The organism is Bradyrhizobium sp. USDA 4502, from assembly GCF_054063355.1.
Window position 1 is genome coordinate 6,563,382 of the sequence record NZ_JBSSGF010000001.1, and the last position, 18,566, is coordinate 6,581,947.

19 protein-coding genes are annotated in these 18,566 nt (G+C 65.7%); 10 read left to right on the forward strand and 9 right to left on the reverse strand.

Annotated elements, in window-relative coordinates; translation table 11 throughout:
* Nucleotides 1–93 precede the first annotated feature (93 nt).
* Nucleotides 94–945: a LysR substrate-binding domain-containing protein gene (locus ACVW1B_RS30700; protein ID WP_375167049.1), complete on the reverse strand. Its 852-nt coding sequence runs from the start codon at nucleotides 943–945 to the stop codon at nucleotides 94–96.
* A 110-nt stretch (nucleotides 946–1,055) separates the two neighbouring features.
* Here ACVW1B_RS30700 and ACVW1B_RS30705 point away from each other — a divergent pair, with 110 nt between their 5' ends.
* The 3 genes from ACVW1B_RS30705 to ACVW1B_RS30715 are packed head-to-tail and all read left to right on the forward strand — an operon-like array spanning nucleotide 1,056 to nucleotide 2,769.
* Nucleotides 1,056–1,439 (forward strand): tautomerase family protein, encoded by a 384-nt coding sequence (locus tag ACVW1B_RS30705; protein ID WP_253606633.1) that lies wholly within the window; start codon nucleotides 1,056–1,058, stop codon nucleotides 1,437–1,439.
* Nucleotides 1,436–2,647 (forward strand): pyridoxal phosphate-dependent aminotransferase, encoded by a 1,212-nt coding sequence (locus tag ACVW1B_RS30710; protein ID WP_253606631.1) that lies wholly within the window; start codon nucleotides 1,436–1,438, stop codon nucleotides 2,645–2,647. Before ACVW1B_RS30705 ends, ACVW1B_RS30710 begins: the two co-directional genes overlap by 4 nt.
* Nucleotides 2,644–2,769 carry a hypothetical protein gene (locus ACVW1B_RS30715; protein WP_256558630.1) on the forward strand — a complete coding sequence of 42 codons (126 nt, stop codon included), beginning with the start codon at nucleotides 2,644–2,646 and terminating at the stop codon, nucleotides 2,767–2,769. Before ACVW1B_RS30710 ends, ACVW1B_RS30715 begins: the two co-directional genes overlap by 4 nt.
* An 11-nt stretch (nucleotides 2,770–2,780) precedes the next feature.
* On the opposite strand, the gene ACVW1B_RS30720 is transcribed toward ACVW1B_RS30715, so the two are convergent.
* From ACVW1B_RS30720 to ACVW1B_RS30740, 5 genes are all read right to left on the reverse strand, one after another.
* Nucleotides 2,781–3,662: a 3-hydroxybutyryl-CoA dehydrogenase gene (locus ACVW1B_RS30720; protein WP_076827506.1), complete on the reverse strand. Its 882-nt coding sequence runs from the start codon at nucleotides 3,660–3,662 to the stop codon at nucleotides 2,781–2,783.
* 247 nt (nucleotides 3,663–3,909) lie between these two features.
* A complete protein-coding gene (locus ACVW1B_RS30725; protein ID WP_253606629.1) occupies nucleotides 3,910–4,860 on the reverse strand; it encodes an electron transfer flavoprotein subunit alpha/FixB family protein in 951 nt (316 codons plus the stop codon).
* On the reverse strand, nucleotides 4,860–5,609 hold the full coding sequence (locus ACVW1B_RS30730; protein WP_016845285.1) for an electron transfer flavoprotein subunit beta/FixA family protein: 750 nt from the start codon (nucleotides 5,607–5,609) through the stop codon (nucleotides 4,860–4,862). The genes ACVW1B_RS30725 and ACVW1B_RS30730 overlap by 1 nt, the downstream gene beginning before the upstream one ends.
* Nucleotides 5,610–5,726: 117 nt before the next feature.
* Nucleotides 5,727–6,299 (reverse strand): cob(I)yrinic acid a,c-diamide adenosyltransferase, encoded by a 573-nt coding sequence (locus ACVW1B_RS30735; RefSeq protein ID WP_092080510.1) that lies wholly within the window; start codon nucleotides 6,297–6,299, stop codon nucleotides 5,727–5,729.
* Between the two features lie 79 nt (nucleotides 6,300–6,378).
* Complete coding sequence (locus tag ACVW1B_RS30740; RefSeq protein ID WP_028340366.1) at nucleotides 6,379–6,573, reverse strand: twin transmembrane helix small protein; 195 nt, start codon at nucleotides 6,571–6,573, stop codon at nucleotides 6,379–6,381.
* Between the two features lie 166 nt (nucleotides 6,574–6,739).
* On the opposite strand from ACVW1B_RS30740, the gene ACVW1B_RS30745 reads away from it, so the two are divergent.
* Nucleotides 6,740–7,600 (forward strand): YihY/virulence factor BrkB family protein, encoded by an 861-nt coding sequence (locus tag ACVW1B_RS30745; RefSeq protein ID WP_370143883.1) that lies wholly within the window; start codon nucleotides 6,740–6,742, stop codon nucleotides 7,598–7,600.
* Here the strand turns inward: ACVW1B_RS30745 and ACVW1B_RS30750 are convergent.
* Entirely contained in the window at nucleotides 7,527–8,888 is a 1,362-nt protein-coding gene (locus tag ACVW1B_RS30750) for an ATP-binding protein (protein ID WP_253606627.1), read from the reverse strand. The genes ACVW1B_RS30745 and ACVW1B_RS30750 overlap by 74 nt on opposite strands.
* A gap of 115 nt (nucleotides 8,889–9,003) precedes the next feature.
* The gene (gluQRS, locus tag ACVW1B_RS30755; RefSeq protein ID WP_253609879.1) at nucleotides 9,004–9,873 is read right to left on the reverse strand and encodes a tRNA glutamyl-Q(34) synthetase GluQRS; all 870 of its coding nucleotides are present in this window, start codon (nucleotides 9,871–9,873) and stop codon (nucleotides 9,004–9,006) included.
* Between the two features lie 133 nt (nucleotides 9,874–10,006).
* Between gluQRS and ACVW1B_RS30760 the strand changes: the two genes are divergently transcribed.
* Entirely contained in the window at nucleotides 10,007–10,660 is a 654-nt protein-coding gene (locus tag ACVW1B_RS30760; RefSeq protein WP_253609878.1) for a DNA-3-methyladenine glycosylase family protein, read from the forward strand.
* Between the two features lie 166 nt (nucleotides 10,661–10,826).
* Entirely contained in the window at nucleotides 10,827–12,389 is a 1,563-nt protein-coding gene (locus ACVW1B_RS30765) for a glycoside hydrolase family 17 protein (protein WP_253609877.1), read from the forward strand.
* 111 nt (nucleotides 12,390–12,500) lie between these two features.
* Here ACVW1B_RS30765 and ACVW1B_RS30770 read toward each other — a convergent pair whose 3' ends face one another.
* The gene (locus ACVW1B_RS30770) at nucleotides 12,501–13,388 is read right to left on the reverse strand and encodes a LysR family transcriptional regulator (protein WP_092080497.1); all 888 of its coding nucleotides are present in this window, start codon (nucleotides 13,386–13,388) and stop codon (nucleotides 12,501–12,503) included.
* A gap of 179 nt (nucleotides 13,389–13,567) precedes the next feature.
* Between ACVW1B_RS30770 and ACVW1B_RS30775 the strand changes: the two genes are divergently transcribed.
* The 4 genes from ACVW1B_RS30775 (at nucleotide 13,568) to ACVW1B_RS30790 (ending at nucleotide 18,482) form a co-directional block, all read left to right on the forward strand.
* Entirely contained in the window at nucleotides 13,568–14,539 is a 972-nt protein-coding gene (locus tag ACVW1B_RS30775; protein ID WP_253606625.1) for an NAD(P)H-dependent flavin oxidoreductase, read from the forward strand.
* A gap of 29 nt (nucleotides 14,540–14,568) precedes the next feature.
* Nucleotides 14,569–15,759, forward strand: a complete 1,191-nt coding sequence (locus ACVW1B_RS30780) for an ABC transporter substrate-binding protein (protein WP_253606623.1) — start codon at nucleotides 14,569–14,571, stop codon at nucleotides 15,757–15,759.
* 15 nt (nucleotides 15,760–15,774) lie between these two features.
* Nucleotides 15,775–17,292, forward strand: a complete 1,518-nt coding sequence (locus tag ACVW1B_RS30785) for an acyl-CoA synthetase (RefSeq protein ID WP_253606621.1) — start codon at nucleotides 15,775–15,777, stop codon at nucleotides 17,290–17,292.
* A gap of 104 nt (nucleotides 17,293–17,396) precedes the next feature.
* On the forward strand, nucleotides 17,397–18,482 hold the full coding sequence (locus ACVW1B_RS30790) for a DUF2855 family protein (protein WP_253606620.1): 1,086 nt from the start codon (nucleotides 17,397–17,399) through the stop codon (nucleotides 18,480–18,482).
* The last annotated feature ends 84 nt before the right edge of the window (nucleotides 18,483–18,566 follow it).

An 18,566-nucleotide genomic window follows, 5' to 3' on the forward strand; every position in this document is an offset into this window, starting at 1 on the left:
GGTAACGCGCGAAAGTTAATGCTTGGGTAATCGATGGCCGCGTCAGGCTGACGCATCGGCCTCGAAATTCCCGCTAGCGCGATGATCCGCGTCTCAGGCCGTGTTCGCCGCGAAGGCCGCGCCGAGGGTGCGCAGCGCTTGCCGTGTCCGCGCATCGGACAGTTTTGAGTGAAGCATGACGTCGCGAGACGGCAGTGGCGGCAGGCCAAGCTTTGGCCCGAGGTCGACGGTATCCGCGGGCGCGACGCGGCGCGCCAGCGCTGCGACCGCAAGGCCTGCGGAGATCGCAGCTCCGATCGTCGACAGCCCGCCGCCGACGAACGCCTCGGTCCAGGCGATGCCGGCGGCGTCGAGCGCTTCAACCGCCATGGCACGCACGCTGCACGGCTCGGCTTGCGTCGCGAGGCGCAACGGCTCGCCCGGCCGATGGTGAAAATCAGGCGCGGCCATCCAGCCGAACGGCTCTTCGAACAGCACGTCGCCATCGCGGCGCTTGGCGTCGTGGCGGAGCACGATCGCAGCATCGAGCCTGCCGTCGTCGAATGCGCTAAGCACCGAACGCGACGTGTCGACGTGCAGCTGGATCACCAGCCCGGGATCGGTGCTGTTCATCCGCTTCAGCAGCGAGGCGAGTTCCGAGCCGACGATGTGGTGGCTGATGCCGACGACCAGCCGCCGATGCTCGACGGCAAACGAGCTGATCGCCGATTGATGCGCGGCCACTAGATTGCGCGCGGCGCCGAGGAAGGCGGCACCTTCAGCTGACAGCCGAACCAGCCGCGGCGTTCGCTCCAGCAACCGCCGGCCGAGGCCGTCTTCCAGACGCCTGATCTTCAGGCTGACCGCGGACTGTGTGGTCTCCATCGCCTGCGCCGCGCGCGTGAAGCTGCTGAGATCGGCCACCAGGACGAACGCCTGGACCGCCTCGAGGTCGAGCGCCTTCATGGTCATTCATTTAAATATGAAATCATTGAAATGCTTTATCATACCGTTTTTCAATGAACAAGGAGCCCCTAGGATCGGCGGCCCGTGACGCCACCAGGAGAGCCACCATCATGCCGCTGACCCGCGTTTCATTGCGACGGGGCAAGCCCGCCGCCTACCGCAAGGCCGTTCTCGAAAGCCTTTATCGCGCCATGCGCGAGACCTTCGACGTGCCGGAAGGCGATCGTTTCATGACGATCTCCGAGCACGACGACGGCGATTTCATCTATGGCGCCGGCTATCTCGGCATCAGGCGCAGCGCTGACCTGATCATCATTCAGATCACGGTCAGCAACACCCGCCCGGTGGCGCAGAAGCAGAAGCTCTATCGACGGATCGCCGAACGGCTGACCGAAAGCCCCGGCCTGCGCGCCGAGGACATCTTCATCAACCTGGTCGAGGTGCTCCCCGAGAACTGGTCGTTCGGCAACGGCGAGGCGCAGTACGTCCGATGACCGCTGCACCGACCCTCTCGCCGCGCATGAGCGGCATCACGGCATCGCCCGCATCGGTGCTGCGCCGCCGCGCCCGCGAACTGCGAGCTGCCGGGCGCGACATCATCGAGCTGTCGTCGGGCAATCTGGACTTCCCGACACCGGACCATGTGATCGCGGCGGCGCATGCAGCGGCATTGCGCGGCGAGACCCGTTACACCGATGTCGACGGCACGCCGGAACTGAAGCGGGCGGTGCGGGCCGCGCTGCTGCGCGACCATCATCTCGACTATGGTCTGGACGAGATCGTCATCACCAACGGCTCGACGCAGGCGCTGTTCAACGCGCTGCTGGCGACCCTGGCGCCCGACGACGAGGTGATCATCCCCGCGCCGTATTGGGCGCCCTATCTCGATCAGGTGCGGCTGGCCGGCGCGGCGCCGGTGGTGGTGCCGTGTGCGCAGAACAACGGCTTCAAGCTGCGCGCGGAGGATTTGCAGGCGGCGATCTCGGCGCGAACCCGCTGGATCATCGTCAACAATCCGGTCAACCCATCCGGCGCGCTGTATTCGCGTGATGATCTGTCCGAGATCGCCGCGGTCCTGCTGCGGCATCCGGACATCTGGGTGCTGGCCGACGGGCTCTACGAGCACATCGTGTTCAACGGATCTCCGGCGCCGACGCTTGCGGAAATCGAGCCGCGCCTGAAGCCGCGGACGCTGACCGTCAGCGGCCTCGCCAAGACCTATGCAATGATGGGTTGGCGCATCGGTTATGCCGCCGGACCCGCGGCGCTGATCCGCGAGATGATCACGATCCAGTCGCAGACCACGTCCGGCGCATCGTCGATCAGCCAGGCCGCGGCGGTTGCCGCGCTCGACGGCGCGCAGGATGTGCTGCTCGAGCGTGCCGCCATCCTTCGCGCCAAGCGTGACCGCTTTGCCGAACTCGTGAACGAATGCGCCGGGCTCTCCTGCACGCCGCCTGAGGGCACGTTCTATCTGCTGGTCAGTTGCGCCGGCGTGATCGGAAAGCGCGCGCCCGACGGCAGAGTGATCCGGACCGACCGCGATTTCTCGGCCTATCTGCTCGAGGCGGCCGATGTGGTGGTGTTTCCCGGCGAGGATCTCGGGCTGTCGCCCTATATCCGCCTCAGCTTCGCTAACCCGTCAGCCATCATCGAGGAGGCCGCAAGGCGGCTGAAGCGCGCCTGCGCGGCGCTGCAATGACGTCTCACGCGCAGAGCCAGCGCCTTGCGCTGACCGCGCATCTGCTCGGACTTGGCGCGGGTGTGACGATGATCGTCGGTCTCGTGCCGGCGACGCTTGCGCTGCTGCGGGCACTGATCTGAAGACGCGATGATTACCGCGTCGGGATCGGCTTGTCGCCGCGATAGTCGTAGAAGCCGCGCTGGCTCTTGCGTCCGAGCCAGCCGGCCTCGACATACTTCACCAGCAGCGGACACGGCCGGTACTTGGAGTCGGCCAGCCCCTCGTGCAGCACCTGCATGATCGACAGGCAGGTGTCGAGGCCGATGAAATCGGCGAGCTCGAGCGGGCCCATCGGATGGTGCGCGCCGAGCTTCATCGCGGCATCGATCGCCTCGACGTTACCGACGCCTTCATACAGCGTGTAGATCGCCTCGTTGATCATCGGCAACAGGATGCGGTTGACGATGAAGGCGGGGAAATCTTCCGACACCGCGACCTGTTTGCCGAGCTTGGCGACGAACGCCTTGGCGGTGTCGAAGGTCATGTCGTCGGTGGCGATGCCGCGGATCAACTCGACCAGTTCCATCGCCGGCACCGGATTCATGAAATGAATGCCGATGAACTTCTCCGGGCGGTCGGTCGAGGCGGCGAGCCTTGTGATCGAGATCGACGACGAGTTGGTCGCGACGATCGCCTCCGGCTTCAGTACCGCACAGACCTCGTGGAAGATCTTGCGCTTGGTCTCTTCCTTCTCGATCGCGGTCTCGATCACGAGATCGCAATCGGCGAGCGCGTCGAGCGACTCGGCGGAGGCGATGCGGTCGAGCGCCTGCTTGCGGTCGCTCTCGCTGATCGCCTTCTTCGCGACCTGCCGGGTCAGATTGCCGTTGATGGTCGCCAGCGCCGACTTCAGCCGGTCGCCGGACACGTCATTGAGCACCACGTCGAAGCCGGCCAGCGCCGCCACATGGGCAATGCCATTGCCCATCTGACCCGAACCGATCACGCCGACCTTTTTGATTGCCACCGTCATCTTGTCATCCACCGGAACGGCGCGCACATCGCGCCTGCCCAATTCCAACGATACCCGAAGTAAAGCCTTCCGGGTTGCCCAATCCGCCGGAAAACGTTTCCCGGGACCCGGATGTGATGACAGGTCATCACATCCGGGTCCCATTTCCCCTGTCGAGCATGATCCTTTCGGAAAAACGTTTCCGGATCATTGCCTCGAAAATAATAACACCGGCCTGAGCTTACCCATCCGGCCGGTGTCTTGTCGCTTACTTTCCGAGCTTGCCGAGCGCTTCGGTGAGCTCCGGAACCGCCTGGTAGAGGTCGGCGACCAGGCCGTAATCGGCGACCTGGAAGATCGGCGCGTCCTCATCCTTGTTGATGGCGACGATCACCTTGGAGTCCTTCATGCCGGCCAGATGCTGGATCGCGCCGGAGATGCCGACCGCGACATAAAGTTCCGGGGCCACCACCTTGCCGGTCTGGCCAACCTGCCAGTCGTTCGGCGCATAGCCGGCATCGACCGCGGCGCGCGAGGCGCCGACGCCGGCCCCTAACTTGTCAGCGAGCGGCTCGATATACTTGGCGAAGTTCTCGCGGCTCTGCATGGCACGGCCGCCCGAGACGATGATCTTGGCCGAGGTCAGCTCGGGGCGGTCGCTCTTGGCGACTTCCTCGCCGACGAACGTCGACAGGCCCGGATCGGCGGCCGATGCGGCGTTCTCGATCGCAGCGCTGCCGCCTTCGCCGGCGGCGGCGAAGGTCGAGGTGCGCACCGTGATCACCTTCTTGGCGTCCTTCGACTTCACGGTCTGGATCGCGTTGCCGGCATAGATCGGCCGCTCGAAGGTGTCGGGGGCGACGACCTTGATGATCTCGGAGACCTGCATGACGTCGAGCAGCGCTGCGACGCGCGGCATCACGTTCTTGAAGCGCGAGGTCGCGGGCGCGACGAACGCGTCATAGCCGGGAGCCAGCGCGACGATCAGCGCAGCCAGCGGCTCGGCAAGGTCGTGCTCATAGGCGGGGCCTTCGGCCACCAGCACCTTGGTGACGCCGGCAAGCTTGGCGGCTGCTTCCGCCGCCGCCTTGGTGCCCTGGCCACCACCGGCAACCAGCACATGGACATCGCCGCCGAGCTGGGTCGCCGCGGTCAGCGCCTTGTTGGTCGCGTCCTTCAGCGTCTCGTGGTCGTGTTCAGCAATCAACAGCGTCGTCATCAGAGAACCCCGGCTTCGGTCTTGAGCTTGTTCACGAGTTCGGCGACGTCCTTGACCTTGACGCCCGCCTTGCGGCCTGCCGGTTCCGCGGTCTTCAGCACTTCCAGACGCGGCGTCACATCGACGCCGTAGTCAGCGACGCTCTTGTCGTCGATCGGCTTCTTCTTCGCCTTCATGATGTTGGGCAGCGACGCATAGCGCGGCTCGTTCAGGCGCAGGTCGGTGGTGACGATCGCCGGGCCCTTGAGCTTGATGGTCTGCAGGCCGCCGTCGACTTCGCGGGTGACCTTGAAGTCGGATCCTTCGACCTCGAGCTTGGAGGCGAAGGTCGCCTGCGACCAGCCGAGCAGCGCGGCCAGCATCTGGCCGGTCTGGTTCGAGTCGTCGTCGATCGCCTGCTTGCCGAGAATGACGAGGCCGGGCTGCTCCGCTTCAACCACCGCCTTCAGGATCTTGGCAACAGCGAGCGGTTCAACATTGCCTTCGGCCTTGACCAGGATGCCGCGGTCGGCGCCCATCGCAAGTCCGGTGCGAATGGTCTCGGAGGCCTGCGCGGGTCCGATCGACACCACCACCACTTCGGTCGCCTTGCCGGCTTCCTTCAGCCGCAGCGCTTCCTCGACGGCGATTTCGTCGAACGGGTTCATCGACATCTTGACGTTGGCGAGCTCCACGCCCGTCCCGTCACTCTTGACGCGGACCTTGACGTTGTAGTCGACGACCCGCTTTACCGGCACAAGAACCTTCATCGATCCTCTTTCGCTTTGATTTTATGGGTTTCGGTTGGCTGGCGCGGAACCTAAAGGTCCCGTTTCTCCCGGTCAACGCGCCAAAGCCAAAAAACCGTCCCCCGGTTTTGAACCAGTTTAGCGGTTCTGGCCCGGCACCCACAACACGTCTCCCGCTCCCTTATTGTTCTGGAAGCGGCTGGCAACGAACAGGAAATCCGACAGGCGGTTCATATACTGGATGCCAGCCTGATTGACCGGCTCATCGGGTTGGGCGGCGAGTTCCACCATCATCCGTTCCGCGCGGCGACATATCGTCCGGGCGAGATGCAGATAGGCAGAGGCGGGCGTGCCACCGGGCAGCACGAACGAGGTTAGCGGCGCGAGCTGGTCGTTCAGGCTGTCGATATCGCGCTCGAGCCGCTCGACCTGGCTTGCCAGCATCCGCAGACGTTCGGCCTTGCCCTCGCGCTCGGGCACCGCGAGGTCGGCGCCGAGATCGAACAGATCGTTCTGGATCCGGCCCAGCATCGCATCGACCGCGGGGCTGCCGGCAAGATGCAGCCGCACCACGCCGATCGCGGCATTGGTCTCGTCGACCGTGCCATAGGCGGCAATGCGCAGATCGTATTTCGGCCGCCGCTCGCCGGAGCCGAGCGCGGTGGTGCCGTCATCGCCGGTGCGCGTGTAGATCCGATTGAGAACGACCATGGCAGGCTCCGGTGTTCGATGTTCGAGTCCACCACTCCGATCGGGAGAGGTGGAGAATAGCCCGACAAATCTACCTCACCTAGCGCCCCATCGCCCAGACCGCGAGCATCGCGATGACAATGGCGACGAACTGCAGCAGCACGCGCAGCCGCATCAGCTTTTGCGACGTGTTCGGCGAGCCGCCCTTCATCATGTTGATGAGGCCGAGCAGGAGGACCAGCGCGACGGCGCCGACGGCGATGGGAAGAATGATCGTGCTGAGGAGAGATGTCATTTGCGGTACATAACACCGCAGGACGCGGACTTCCACACAGCCCGGCCATGCAACCAACTGGCTTTTCAGCGCGTAATATCAGATGCTGGGTCCGTTCTCGGGCCGAGCGGTTTTCGACAATGCCGGGTGGAATGTGAAGCAGCTTCGTTACGTCACCCACGTCGTGATGGATGCCTTTTACACGTTCCTCGCCGACGACGGCTGGGCGATCGCGAGCCACATCGCGCTGTCGACGCTGATGGCGCTGTTTCCGTTCCTGATCGTGCTGACCTCGGTGGCCGGCTTCTTCGGCTCCAAGCAACTCGCCGACCAGGCGGTCGGGCTGATGCTGCAGGTCTGGCCGCAACAGGTCGCCGAGGCGCTGTCCGGCCAGATCCACGACGTGCTGACCAACACCCGCGGCGACATCCTGACCATCGGCGCGGTGCTCGCGGTCTACTTCGCCTCCAACGGCGTCGAGGCGCTGCGGGTGGCGCTGAACCGCGCCTACGCCGTGATCGAGCCGCGGCGCTGGTACTGGCTGCGGCTGGAGTCGATCGGCTACACGCTGGTCGCGGCGTTCACCTCGCTCGCGATGGCTTTCCTGATCGTGCTCGGACCGCTGATCATCGAGGCGGCGCGGCGCTATATCCCGTTCTTCGTCGAATCGAACGAGAGCCTGCTCAACACCGCCCGTTACGGCGTCACGATCCTGGCGCTGGTCGTCGCGCTTTTCATCCTGCACGCCTGGCTGCCGGCGGGCCGTCGCAGCTTCACGCAAATCCTGCCCGGCATCATCTTCACCATGGTGGCCTCGCTGCTCTCGGGCATCGGCTTCGGCATGTACCTCGCACGCTTCGCCAACAACTACGTCACGATGTATGCGGGGCTGGCCTCGGTGGTGATCGCACTGGTGTTCCTGTATTTCATCGCCGCGATCTTCGTGTTCGGCGGCGAGTTGAACGCGGCGATCATCAAGTCGCGGTTGCCGCACGGCGTGTCGCTTCATGCAGCGCAGTCGCGAGCGCCCGCGGGGACACAGGCTTGACCAGGAAGCCGTCGGCGCCGGCAGCGCGCGCTGCGGCCTCGTCCTCGGCCCGGCCGGAAATCCCGACAATCACGATGCGGCCGTGCGGCGGCGGCAGCGCGCGGATGCGCTTGATCGCCTCGATGCCGCCGATGCCGGGCAGCACCATGTCCATCAGCACGGCGTCGAAGGCGCCCTGCACGAGCCGGTCGGGCGCGGCCTCGCCCTGACCGACGAATTCGGCGTGGTGACCGAGTTCGGTCAGGATCGTGTTGAGCACGACGCGACCGAACGGATTGTCCTCGACACTGAGCAGCCGCAGCCCTTGCGACAGCAGCGCCGCCGCGCTCTCGCCGGAGGCGGTGCCGGCCGGCCCTTCGGCGGGCGCCAGTTCCACCTTGAGCGTGAAGGTGGTGCCCCCGCCGGCGCGCCGGTCCGCGACGATGTCGCCGCCCATGGCGCGCGCGAGCTGCCTGACGGACGACAGGCCGAGCCCGGCGCCGCCGAACCGCGCGGCGATCGAGACGTTGGCCTGCGAGAACGGCCGGAACAGGCGCTTGACCTCCGATAGCGTCAGGCCGATCCCGCTGTCGGAGATCGCGAACGCGACGCCGATCTTGTCGCCGGACCTTCCCTTCACCGCGCCCACCGGCACGATACGCAGCTCAATGCTGCCCTGCTCGGTGAACTTCACCGCGTTGTCGATCAGATTTTCCAGCGCCGCGCGCAGGCGGACGGGATCGCCGACCGCGAAGGCAGGCAACTGGTCGGAGACCTCGACGGAAGCCTGCAGCCCCTTGGCCGCCGCGCGGCCGGCGAGCGAATCCGCTGCGTGACGCGCCAGCGTGCGCAGGTCGAAGAAATCCTGCCGGATCTCGAGCCCCGGCCCCTCGCTCCGGGCGGCGTCGACGAACAGGGTCGCAAGGCTCGCCAGATGCTCGGCGCCGGCCTTGATGGTATCGACCCAGCGCCGCTCGCGCTCGCCGAGATCGGATGTCGCGAGCAGATTGCTGATCGCAAGGATTCCGGTGAGCGGCGTCCGCACCTCATGGGCAAAGGCGGCAAGTGCAGTATCGACCATGCCGGGACCGGCCTTCGGGGCCGGCTTCGGCACGGCCCGCTTGCGGCGCGGCCTGGCGGCCACCTTGGCGGCGCGGGCCTTGGCCGTTCGCGTCTTGGCGGCACCTGTCTTGGCAGTTCGTGTTTTGGCAGTTCGTGTCTTGGCAGCACGCGGTTTGGCGGCGCGCGCCTTCGGCGGCGTCCTTTTGGATGGCCGCTTGCTGCGCCGTGCGCGCGATTTTGACGCCATGGTCTCCGTGATCCCCGCCCCGGTCAACAACATGGCATGCCAGGCGGGCCGGAGTCACGGCGACGTTTACGGCGCGCCTGCGCAAAACGCCATGATGCGATCAAATGGCCAAAATCTACTGCAAACCGACCAGGCGGCGGATACCGGCCGGGCTCGCCCCAGCCGCCCGCAATTCGCGCAGTCCGGTCGCCTGGGTCGATTTCGACAGCTTTTGGCCGGCCGCGTCTCGGATCAGCCGGTGGTGCCGGTAGTTTGGCGCGGGCAGGCCGAGCAGTTCCTGCAACAGCCGATGCACGCTGGTCGACCAGAACAGGTCAACGCCCCTGACGACATCGGTAACGCCCTGCAGGGCGTCATCGATCACGACCGAGAGATGGTAGCTGGTTGGGGTCTCCTTGCGCGCCAGGATCACGTCGCCCCAGGCCTCAGGCCGGGCCACGACGTCTCCGCTCTCGCCAGCCGGCCCCTCGCCCGCTTCCCGCCAGCGCAGCTCGCCGGCGCGCGCGCGGGCTGCGCCCATATCGAGCCGCAACGCGAACGGCGCGCCCTGCCCGATCAGCCAGTCGCGCGCCTCGGCCGACAGCGATTTGGCTGGCCCTGGATAGAGCGGCGCGCCGTCCGGATCGCGCGGCCATGCGCCCCCGGCCTCGCGCTCCGCGACCAGCCGGGCGATCTCGGCCCGGCTTTCGAAGCTCGGATAGACCAGCCCATCGGCCGACAGGCGGTCGATCGCCGCGCGATAGGCGGCAAAATGCTCGGACTGCCGCCGCACCGGGGTCTTCCAGGCGATGCCGAGCCAGGCCAGATCCTCGTAGATCGCCTGCTCGAATTCCGGCCGGCAGCGCGTCGCGTCGATGTCCTCGATCCGCAGCAGCAAGCGTCCGCCCGACTGCCGCGCGAGGTCGTGGTTGAGGAGCGCCGAATAGGCGTGGCCGAGATGCAGGTAGCCGTTCGGACTCGGCGCGAAGCGGAAAACGGGTGGCATGGTCATCGGTCACGCGTCATTGCCGGACTTGCCCCGGCGACTCTGGTTCATGCGCCCGGACAAGACTCTGTTACGATAGGAGATCGATGCGCGGGTCAAGCCCGCGCCTGACAAGCCGATGCAGACCCCGCAAATGCTGATTCACCTCGAAACCCAGGCCGACCTCGACGACGCGATCCACAAACTGGTCGACCAGGACCGCCGCCTGCGCCCGATCCTGGAGCTGACCGGCATGCCGGCGATCCGGCAGCGCGAGCCCGGATTTGCCGGGCTTGCCGCGATCATCTGCGGCCAGCAGCTCTCGACCGCGAGTGCGGCGGCGATCTGGGGGCGCGTCAGCACGGCGTTCGACCCGTTCCACCATGACGCGATCCGCAACGCGCGGGCCGACCGGCTCGGCCGGCTCGGGCTGTCGGCGGCCAAGATCAAGACGCTGAAGCACATCGCGCGCGAGCTCGCCGAGGAGCGGCTGAACCTCGACGTCCTTGCCAATGAGGAGGCCGATGCGGCGCACAACACGCTGACCGCGCTACCCGGAATCGGCCCGTGGACCGCTGATGTCTATCTGCTGTTCTGCCTCGGCCATGGCGATGCCTGGCCCGCGGGCGACCTCGCCGTACAGGAAGCGGTCAAGGTCGGGCTCGGCTTGAAGGAGCGGCCGACGCCGAAGCAGATGGCGCCGCTTGCGGAGCCGTGGCGTCCGCTGCGCGGCGCCGCAGCGCATCTGTGGTGGGCATATTATCGCGTGCTCAGAAATCGCGAGGGCGTGATCGCCGGTGCAAAGTAGTCGTGGAGAAAAACACACCAACTGCGTGATCGCGTGATATAGAATCAGCAGACATATAGTTTTTCAATTTGCCGGCCTCGCCCATTTTGCACGCGCAGCACGTCCTTATTGCAAGGAGACGGACCTGATTTCTCTCCGTATCCCGCTGACGCTTCTCTCGTTATCCCTGGGCGCGATCGCCGCGGCGTGGTGGTGGCTCGGCATCCCGGTCAACCTGCCGCGCGCGCCGATCGATCCGAACGACAAGGTGCAATGCATCTCGTACGCGCCGTTCCGTAACAATCAGACATCGCTTTCGCCGGCGACACAGGTCTCGCCGGAACAGATCGCGGAAGACCTCGCGCAACTCGCGAAGATATCCGACTGCATCCGCACCTATGCGACCGATCTCGGTCTCGATCAGATTCCCGCACTCGCGGCCAAGGCGGGGCTGAAGGTCATCCAGGGCATCTTCCTCGATCGGGACCGCAAGAAGAATGCAACGCAGGTCGCCACCGCGATCCGCCTCGCCCAGGAATATCCGGAAACCATCATCGCGCTCGTGGTCGGCAACGAGGTCTTGCTGCGCAAGGAAATGTCGGCTTCCGACCTTGCCGCCACGATCCGCTCGATCAAGGCGCAGGTCTCCGTGCCCGTCACCTACGCCGACGTCTGGGAATTCTGGCTGAGCAATCGCGAGCTTTCTGACGCCGTCGACTTCGTCACGGTTCACATCCTGCCCTATTGGGAAAATGTTCCAATCCGGGCGGAAGATGCCGCCGCTCACGCCGACGAGATGCGCCGGCAGATCGCCGCGGCTTTTCCAGGCAAGGAAATCTTTATCGGAGAAATCGGCTGGCCCAGCGAGGGGCGCATGCGCGAGTCCGCGCTGCCGTCCCGCATCAATCAGGCGCGAGTGGTTTCGGAGGTCCTCGACCTTGCCCGGCGCCAGCATTTCCGCGTCAACCTGTTCGAGGCCTATGATGAAGGCTGGAAGCGGGAGATCGAGGGCACGGTCGGCGGCTCCTGGGGCCTGTTCGATTCCGAGCAGCGCATGCCGAAATATCCGCCGGGCCAACCGGTCAGCAATTTTCCGCTCTGGAAGCTGCAAATGGTCAGCGGAATGGGCATGGCGATCCTCGTCTTCGGCGCGGCATGGCTGACCTTACGCCGCAAGCCGAGAAAGCCCGCATTCGCGTCGTGGCCTGCAGTCGCGCTATCGGCGACCACGGCTGGCATCCTGTTTGGCGTCGCCGAGCAGAGATTGGTCTATGAAAGCTACGGAACGGGAGGCTGGCTTGTCTGGGGCTCGCTGCTGGTGGCGGCCACGGCTTCGCCCGTGTTGAGCGCCAACGCCCTGATGTCGGGCCGCGCACCGCCCAGCTTTTTCGAAGTGTTGGGTCCGAAGGGCCATCACACTGAATCGGTGCTGGCGACCCTGCACGGACTGGCCTTGATGATCACCGTCGTGATCGGCACGGCGACCGCAATCGGTCTCGTGTTCGACCCGCGCTTCATTGACTTTCCCTTCGCGCCTCTCACCATGGCGGCGGTGCCCTTTGCTGCCGTGACGCTGCTCAATCCTCCCACGAAGGGAATCCGACCACTGGCGGAGTCGATCTTTGCCGGCATTTTCATTGCAACGGCGATCTACACAGGATTCAACGAAGGGGCGGAGAACTGGCAGTCGCTGTGGACCTGCGCGGCCTTCCTTCTGCTCGCAGTGACGCTGTTGCGGGCGCGTGCCTGACAACGCGACCTAGAGCGTTTCCCGTTCCGATGGAATCGGAACGGCGCTCTAGATTCTTGTTTTGACGCGTTTTCTTCACGCGAACCGGTATCCACTTCGCTCGAAAACGCTCTAGCCGCGCAGCCTGACGCGATCCTCGCGCGCGCAGTCGGTGACGAAGCCGATGACGGCGCGCACCGCGGGAAGCTCGACCAGATCGGGATGGGCGAGCAGCCAGAGATCGGAAAGGCTCGAGAGCTTTTGCGGCGCGACCCGCACCAGATCGGGGTAGTCGGCCCCGACCAGGCAGGACAGCGCGCAAATCCCGAGCCCGGCCCGCGCCGCCGCGAGCATGTCGCCCTGCGATGAACAGCGCATCACCAGCGTGCCCTGTCGGGTGATGACGTCGCTCCAGCGCGCCAGATGCGCGTTCGAGGCCTGGTCGGCAAAGCCGATCACATGGTGGCCCCGCCACTCGTCCCGCCGCTCCGGCAGCTTGCGGCCTGCCGCATAGTCGCGGGAAGCGTAGAAGCCGGTGCCGAGCCGCCCGATCTTGCGCCCGATCAGGTTCTCCTCGCCCGCATCGACCGGCCTTAGCACCACGTCGGCCTCGCGGCGGCGCACGCTGGCCGGGAACGGGTGGGTGATGATCTCGAGCTGGATGTTGGCGTGATCGCGCAGGAACGGGCCGAGGCGCGGCATCAGCCAATGCGCGGCCAGCGTCGCGCCGATCGACAGCTTCACGACGCCGCGCGCCTGCCCGCCGGTAGCGGACGCGGCCGCCTCCGCGCGCAAAGCCGCCGCGGCCATCGCTTCGGCATGCTCGCGGAATTTGCGGCCCTGCGATGTCAGCGACAGACCGTCATTGGAACGCGCGAACAGGCGGGTGCCGAGTTGCTGCTCGAGCGCCGCGACGTTGCGACCGACGGTGGGGTGGCTGATGCGCAGCCGCCTTGCCGCCCCGGCGAGGCTGCGTGTCTCCGCCACCGCGACGAATGTCTTGCAAAGCTCCCAGTCCATGCCGCTCCCCTTTCTGCGACATCGTTCATTTCTGGTCGATCCGATGTTCAATATTGAACGCCATGACCGAGCCGTCCAGCCTTATATTGCCGCGCCAAGAGAGCCGCCGCTCCAGTCATCATAACAAATCGCGATCCGCCCCGACCGCCGGCCGGGCGACGCGCATGGAGGATCCGAAAATGTCGCTGCCCGCTTCGCTCGCCAACAAGCTTGAACTGCCGGTCGTCGGCTCCCCGCTGTTCATCGTCTCGGGGCCCGAGCTCGTGATCGCGCAGTGCAAGGCCGGCATCGTCGGCTCGTTCCCGGCGCTGAACGCCCGCCCGGCCGAAAAGCTCGACGAATGGCTGACCCAGATCGAGAACGAGCTCGGCGAGTACCAGGCGCTGCATCCGGAGACGAAGGTCGCGCCCTACGCCGTCAACCAAATCTGCCACGCCTCCAACGACCGCCTGATGCGCGACATGGAAACCTGCGTGAAGCACAAGGTGCCCGTGATCATCACCTCGCTGCGCCCGCCGTCCGAAATCGTCGAGGCCGCGCACTCCTATGGCGGCGTGGTGTTCCACGACGTCATCAATGTAAAGCACGCGCGCAAGGCCGCCGAGCAGGGCGTCGACGGCCTGATCCTGGTCTGCGCCGGCGCGGGCGGCCATGCCGGCACGCTGTCGCCGTTCGCGCTGGTGCGCGAGGTCAAGCAATGGTTCAAGGGCACGATCCTGCTGTCGGGCGCGATCTCCGACGGCTGGAGCATCGCATCCGCGCTCGCGCTCGGCGCCGACCTCGCCTATATCGGCACCCGCTTCATCGCGACCGCGGAAGCCAACGCGGATATCAGGTACAAGCAGGCGCTGACCGAATACGCCGCGCACGACATCATCTATTCGAACCTGTTCACCGGCGTGCACGGCAACTATCTCGGACCGTCGATCGCGGCGGCAGGCCTCGATCCGGGCAACCTGCCGGTCGCCGACAAATCCAGCATGAACTTCGGCTCCGGCGGCAACATGAAGGCCAAGGCTTGGCGCGACATCTGGGGCTCGGGCCAGGGCATCGGCCAGATCACCGACGCCCCGCCGGTCGCCGAACTGGTGGCGCGGCTCAAGTCCGAGTTCGCCGCGGCGCGCAGCGACTTTCTGCGCACCAGCGCCTGACGCTGTTTCACAAAGTCCGGGAGTGAACCATGAAACGAGCGCAACACGCGCTGGCAGCCGCGCTTGCGGTCTGCGCGATCGCCGGCACGGCCGCCGCCGACAACGGCAACGAAGCGATCCGAATCGGCCAGACGCTGCCCTATAGCGGACCGGTCTCCGGCTTCGGCACCATCGGCCGCGCCCAGGAAGCGTTTTTCGCGAAGGTCAACGCGGAGGGCGGCATCAACGGCCGGCAGGTGAAATTCATCACGTTGGACGACGCCTATTCGCCGCCGAAGACCGTCGAGCAGACCCGCAAGCTGGTGGAGCAGGAGGAGGTGCTGATGATGTTCGGCTCGCTCGGAACCGCCACCAACAACGCCGTGCACCGCTATCTCAACAGCAAGAAGATCCCGCAATTGTTCGTGCTGAGCGGCGCGACCAAATGGGCCGACCCGAAGACCTATCCGTGGACCATGCCAGGCATGGCGTCCTACGAATCTGAGGGCGTGGTCTATGCCAAATATGTGCTGCAGGCCAAGCCCGACGCAAAGATCGCGATCCTTGCGCAGAACGACGATTTCGGCCGCGACTATGTCGCCGGCTTCAAGCGTGCGCTCGGCGGCAAGGCCGCGAGCATGATCGTCGCGGAAGCGAGCTACGAGACCTCAGCGCCCACCATCAGCTCGCAGCTCGCGACCCTGAAGGCGTCCGGTGCCGATGTGCTGTTCGGTGTCGTGCTCGGCAAGTTCACGCCGCAGATGATCAAGGGCGTGGCCGAGATCGGCTGGAAGCCGGACCTGTTCTTCGTACCGACCTCCGCGTCGTCGATCTCGTTCCTGGAGCCCGCCGGGCTCGAGAACGCGGTCGGCCTGATCTCGTCCAGCAACCAGAAGGACACGATGGATGCGCAATGGGCCGATGATCCCGCCGTGAAGGACTATCTCGCCTTCATGAAGCAGTACCTGCCCAATGCGGACCTCAGCAACTCGAACTACTCGGCGGGCTATCACTATGCGACGCTGCTGGTGGCCGTGCTGAAGGCCTCCAAGAACGATTTCAGCCGCGAGAACATCATGCGCCAGGCGGCGTCATTGCGCGACGTTCCGCTGCCGCTATTGTTGCCGGGCATGACGGTGTCGACCGGGCCGGACGACTACCTGCCGTTCCAGCAGTTGCGGCTGCGCCGGTTCAACGGCAAGAGCTGGATCAGCTTCGGCGAGATCCTGGACGATCGCTAGGAGACGAGGCGCGACATGATCATCAGCGGCGACAGACAGATCAGCTACGGCGACATTCACGCTCGCATCGCGCGGGCGACCAGCGGCTTCCGGACGCTAGGCGTGCAGGGCGGCAAGCCGGTCGGCATGATGCTGCGCAACGATTTCGCGCTGTTCGAGGTGGTCGCGGCCTCGGCCGCGCTCGGCAGCCCGGTGGTACCGATCAACTGGCATCTGAAGGCCGACGAGGTCGCCTACATCCTGTCCGACAGCGGCGCCGACACGCTGGTCTGCCACGCCGATCTGCTGCCGCAGATCCGCGACGGGCTGCCGCCGGCAATCAAGCTGCTGGTGGTGACGACGCCACCGGAGATCGCCGCGGCCTACGGCGTGGCGCCGGCGCTCACCCGCGTGCCTGACGGCATGACCGACTGGGACGTCTGGCGGGAGACGCACCAACCGCTGACCGACGCGCCGATCGGCGCGGCGCCGATGTTCTACACGTCGGGCACCACCGGACTGCCGAAGGGCGTCAAGCGCAAGCCGATGCGGCCCGAGCAGCAGGCGGCAGCCGCGCGGGTCGGTGCCATCACCTACGGCGTCAAGCCGAACGAGGATCAGGTGATCCTGATGAACGGCCCGATGTATCATTCGGCGCCGCACTCCTACGGGATGCTCGCGTTCCGCAACGGCTGCGTGATCGTGCTCGAGCCGCGCTTCGATCCGGAGGATCTGCTGCAACTGATCGAGCGCCACCATGTCACCCACATGCATATGGTGCCGACCATGTTCGTGCGGCTGCTGCGCCTGCCCGAGGAGACGCGGCGCCGCTACGACCTGTCGTCGCTGCGCTTCATCGTCCATGGCGCGGCGCCCTGCCCTGTCGACGTCAAGCGCGCGATGATCGAGTGGTGGGGACCGGTCATCAACGAATATCTCGGCTCGACCGAGACCGGCATCCCGGTCTGGCATTCGTCAGCCGAAGCGCTGGCCAAGCCCGGCACCGTTGGCCGCGCGATCGAGGGCGGCATCGTCAAGATCTTCCGGCCCGACGGGACGCCATGCGACGTCGGCGAGCCCGGCGAGATCTTCATGCGTCAGACCGCGACCTCGGATTTCGACTATCACGGCAATGCCAAGGCGCGCGCCGAGGCCGATCACGACGGCCTGATCAGCGTCGGCGATGTCGGCTATCTCGACGCGGACGGCTATCTGTTCCTGTGCGACCGCAAGCGCGACATGGTGATCTCGGGCGGCGTCAACATCTATCCCGCCGAGATCGAGAATGCCCTGATCGGCATGGCAGGCGTCCGCGACTGCGCGGTGTTCGGCGTTCCCGACGACGAATATGGCGAGCGGCTGTTCGCCTGCGTCGAGCCGGAAGCCGGCAGCACGCTTTCGGTTGCGGCGATCCAGGATTTCCTCCGCGACAAGCTGGCCAATTTCAAGGTGCCGAAGGAGATCCGCTTCATGGACGCGCTGCCGCGGGAAGCCACCGGCAAGATCTTCAAGCGCAAGCTGCGCGACCTCTACCGCGAAGGACGGCTCGGCTGAACGATGTGACGGCGAAGCGAACGGCGTTTGAAACTTAGTTGCTGTTGCAAACGGCCGGCAATCGACGCAACGATGCCGGCACATCCTGAGCCCGGATCACCGCCATGAACTCGACCGACTTCATCGTCATCCGCAACGATCTGCAGCAGTGCAAGGTGATCGAGACGCAGTTGCCCGATGCCGCGGCGCTGCCGGCCGATGCGCTGCTGGTGAAGGTGACCCGCTTCGCCTTCACCGCCAACAACATCACCTACGCCGTGATCGGCGAGCAGCTGAAATACTGGCAGCTGTTCCCGGCGCCCGAAGGCTACGGCATCGTCCCGGTGTGGGGCTTTGGCGAGGTGCTGGTCTCGAAACATCCGATGATCGCGGCCGGCGAAACGCTGTTCGGCTATTTCCCGATGGCGACCCATCTGGTGATCAAGGCTACCGACGTCAGCAAGCGCGGCCTGCGCGACGGCGCCGCGCACCGGCAGGAGGTCTCGCCGGTCTACAACGCCTATGCCCGGGTCTCCGGCGATCCGACCTATGCCGGCCGGCAAGGTGACTACCGGGCGCTGATGCTGCCGCTGTTCATGCTATCCTTCCTGGTCGACGACTTCCTGGCCGAGAATGCGTTCTACGGCGCACGCCGCGTCATCCTGTCGTCGGCCTCGAGCAAGACCGCGTTCGGGCTCGCCCATCTCGTGCACAAGCGGGGTGTCCCGGTGATCGGGCTGACCTCCAGGGGCAATGTCGATTTCGTCAGCTCGCTCGGCTGCTACGACGAGGTCGTCACCTATGACCAGGTCACCGCGATCCCGTCGGCCGAGCCTGTCGCCTATGTCGACATGGCCGGCAACAGCGCGCTGCGCGGAAGTCTGCACCGGCACTTCGGCGCGCAGATGGTCTATTCCGGCCGGGTCGGGCTGACGCACCGTGCCAGCGAGCCGGAGGAGCCGACGCTGCCCGGCGCCAAGCCGGTCTGGTTCTTCGCCCCGGACCAGATCCGCAAGCGCGCCAAGGAATGGGGACCGGGCGGCATCGACCAGCGTTTTGGCGCCGCCTGGGCCGAGCTCGTGCCGCATCTGCCGAATTGGCTTGACGTGGTTGAGCGGCGCGGCCCGGCCGCGGTGCGCGAGGCCTATCTCGATACCCTGCAAGGCCGCGTTCCGCCGGATCAAGGCCTGATCCTGTCGCTGGCCGAATAGGCGCTATCCCGTCGCGCCCTTTCTGCGTGCCTTCGAATGGGTATAGGCTTTGCGGAAAGGGAACGCCGCCAAGAAAATATCAGC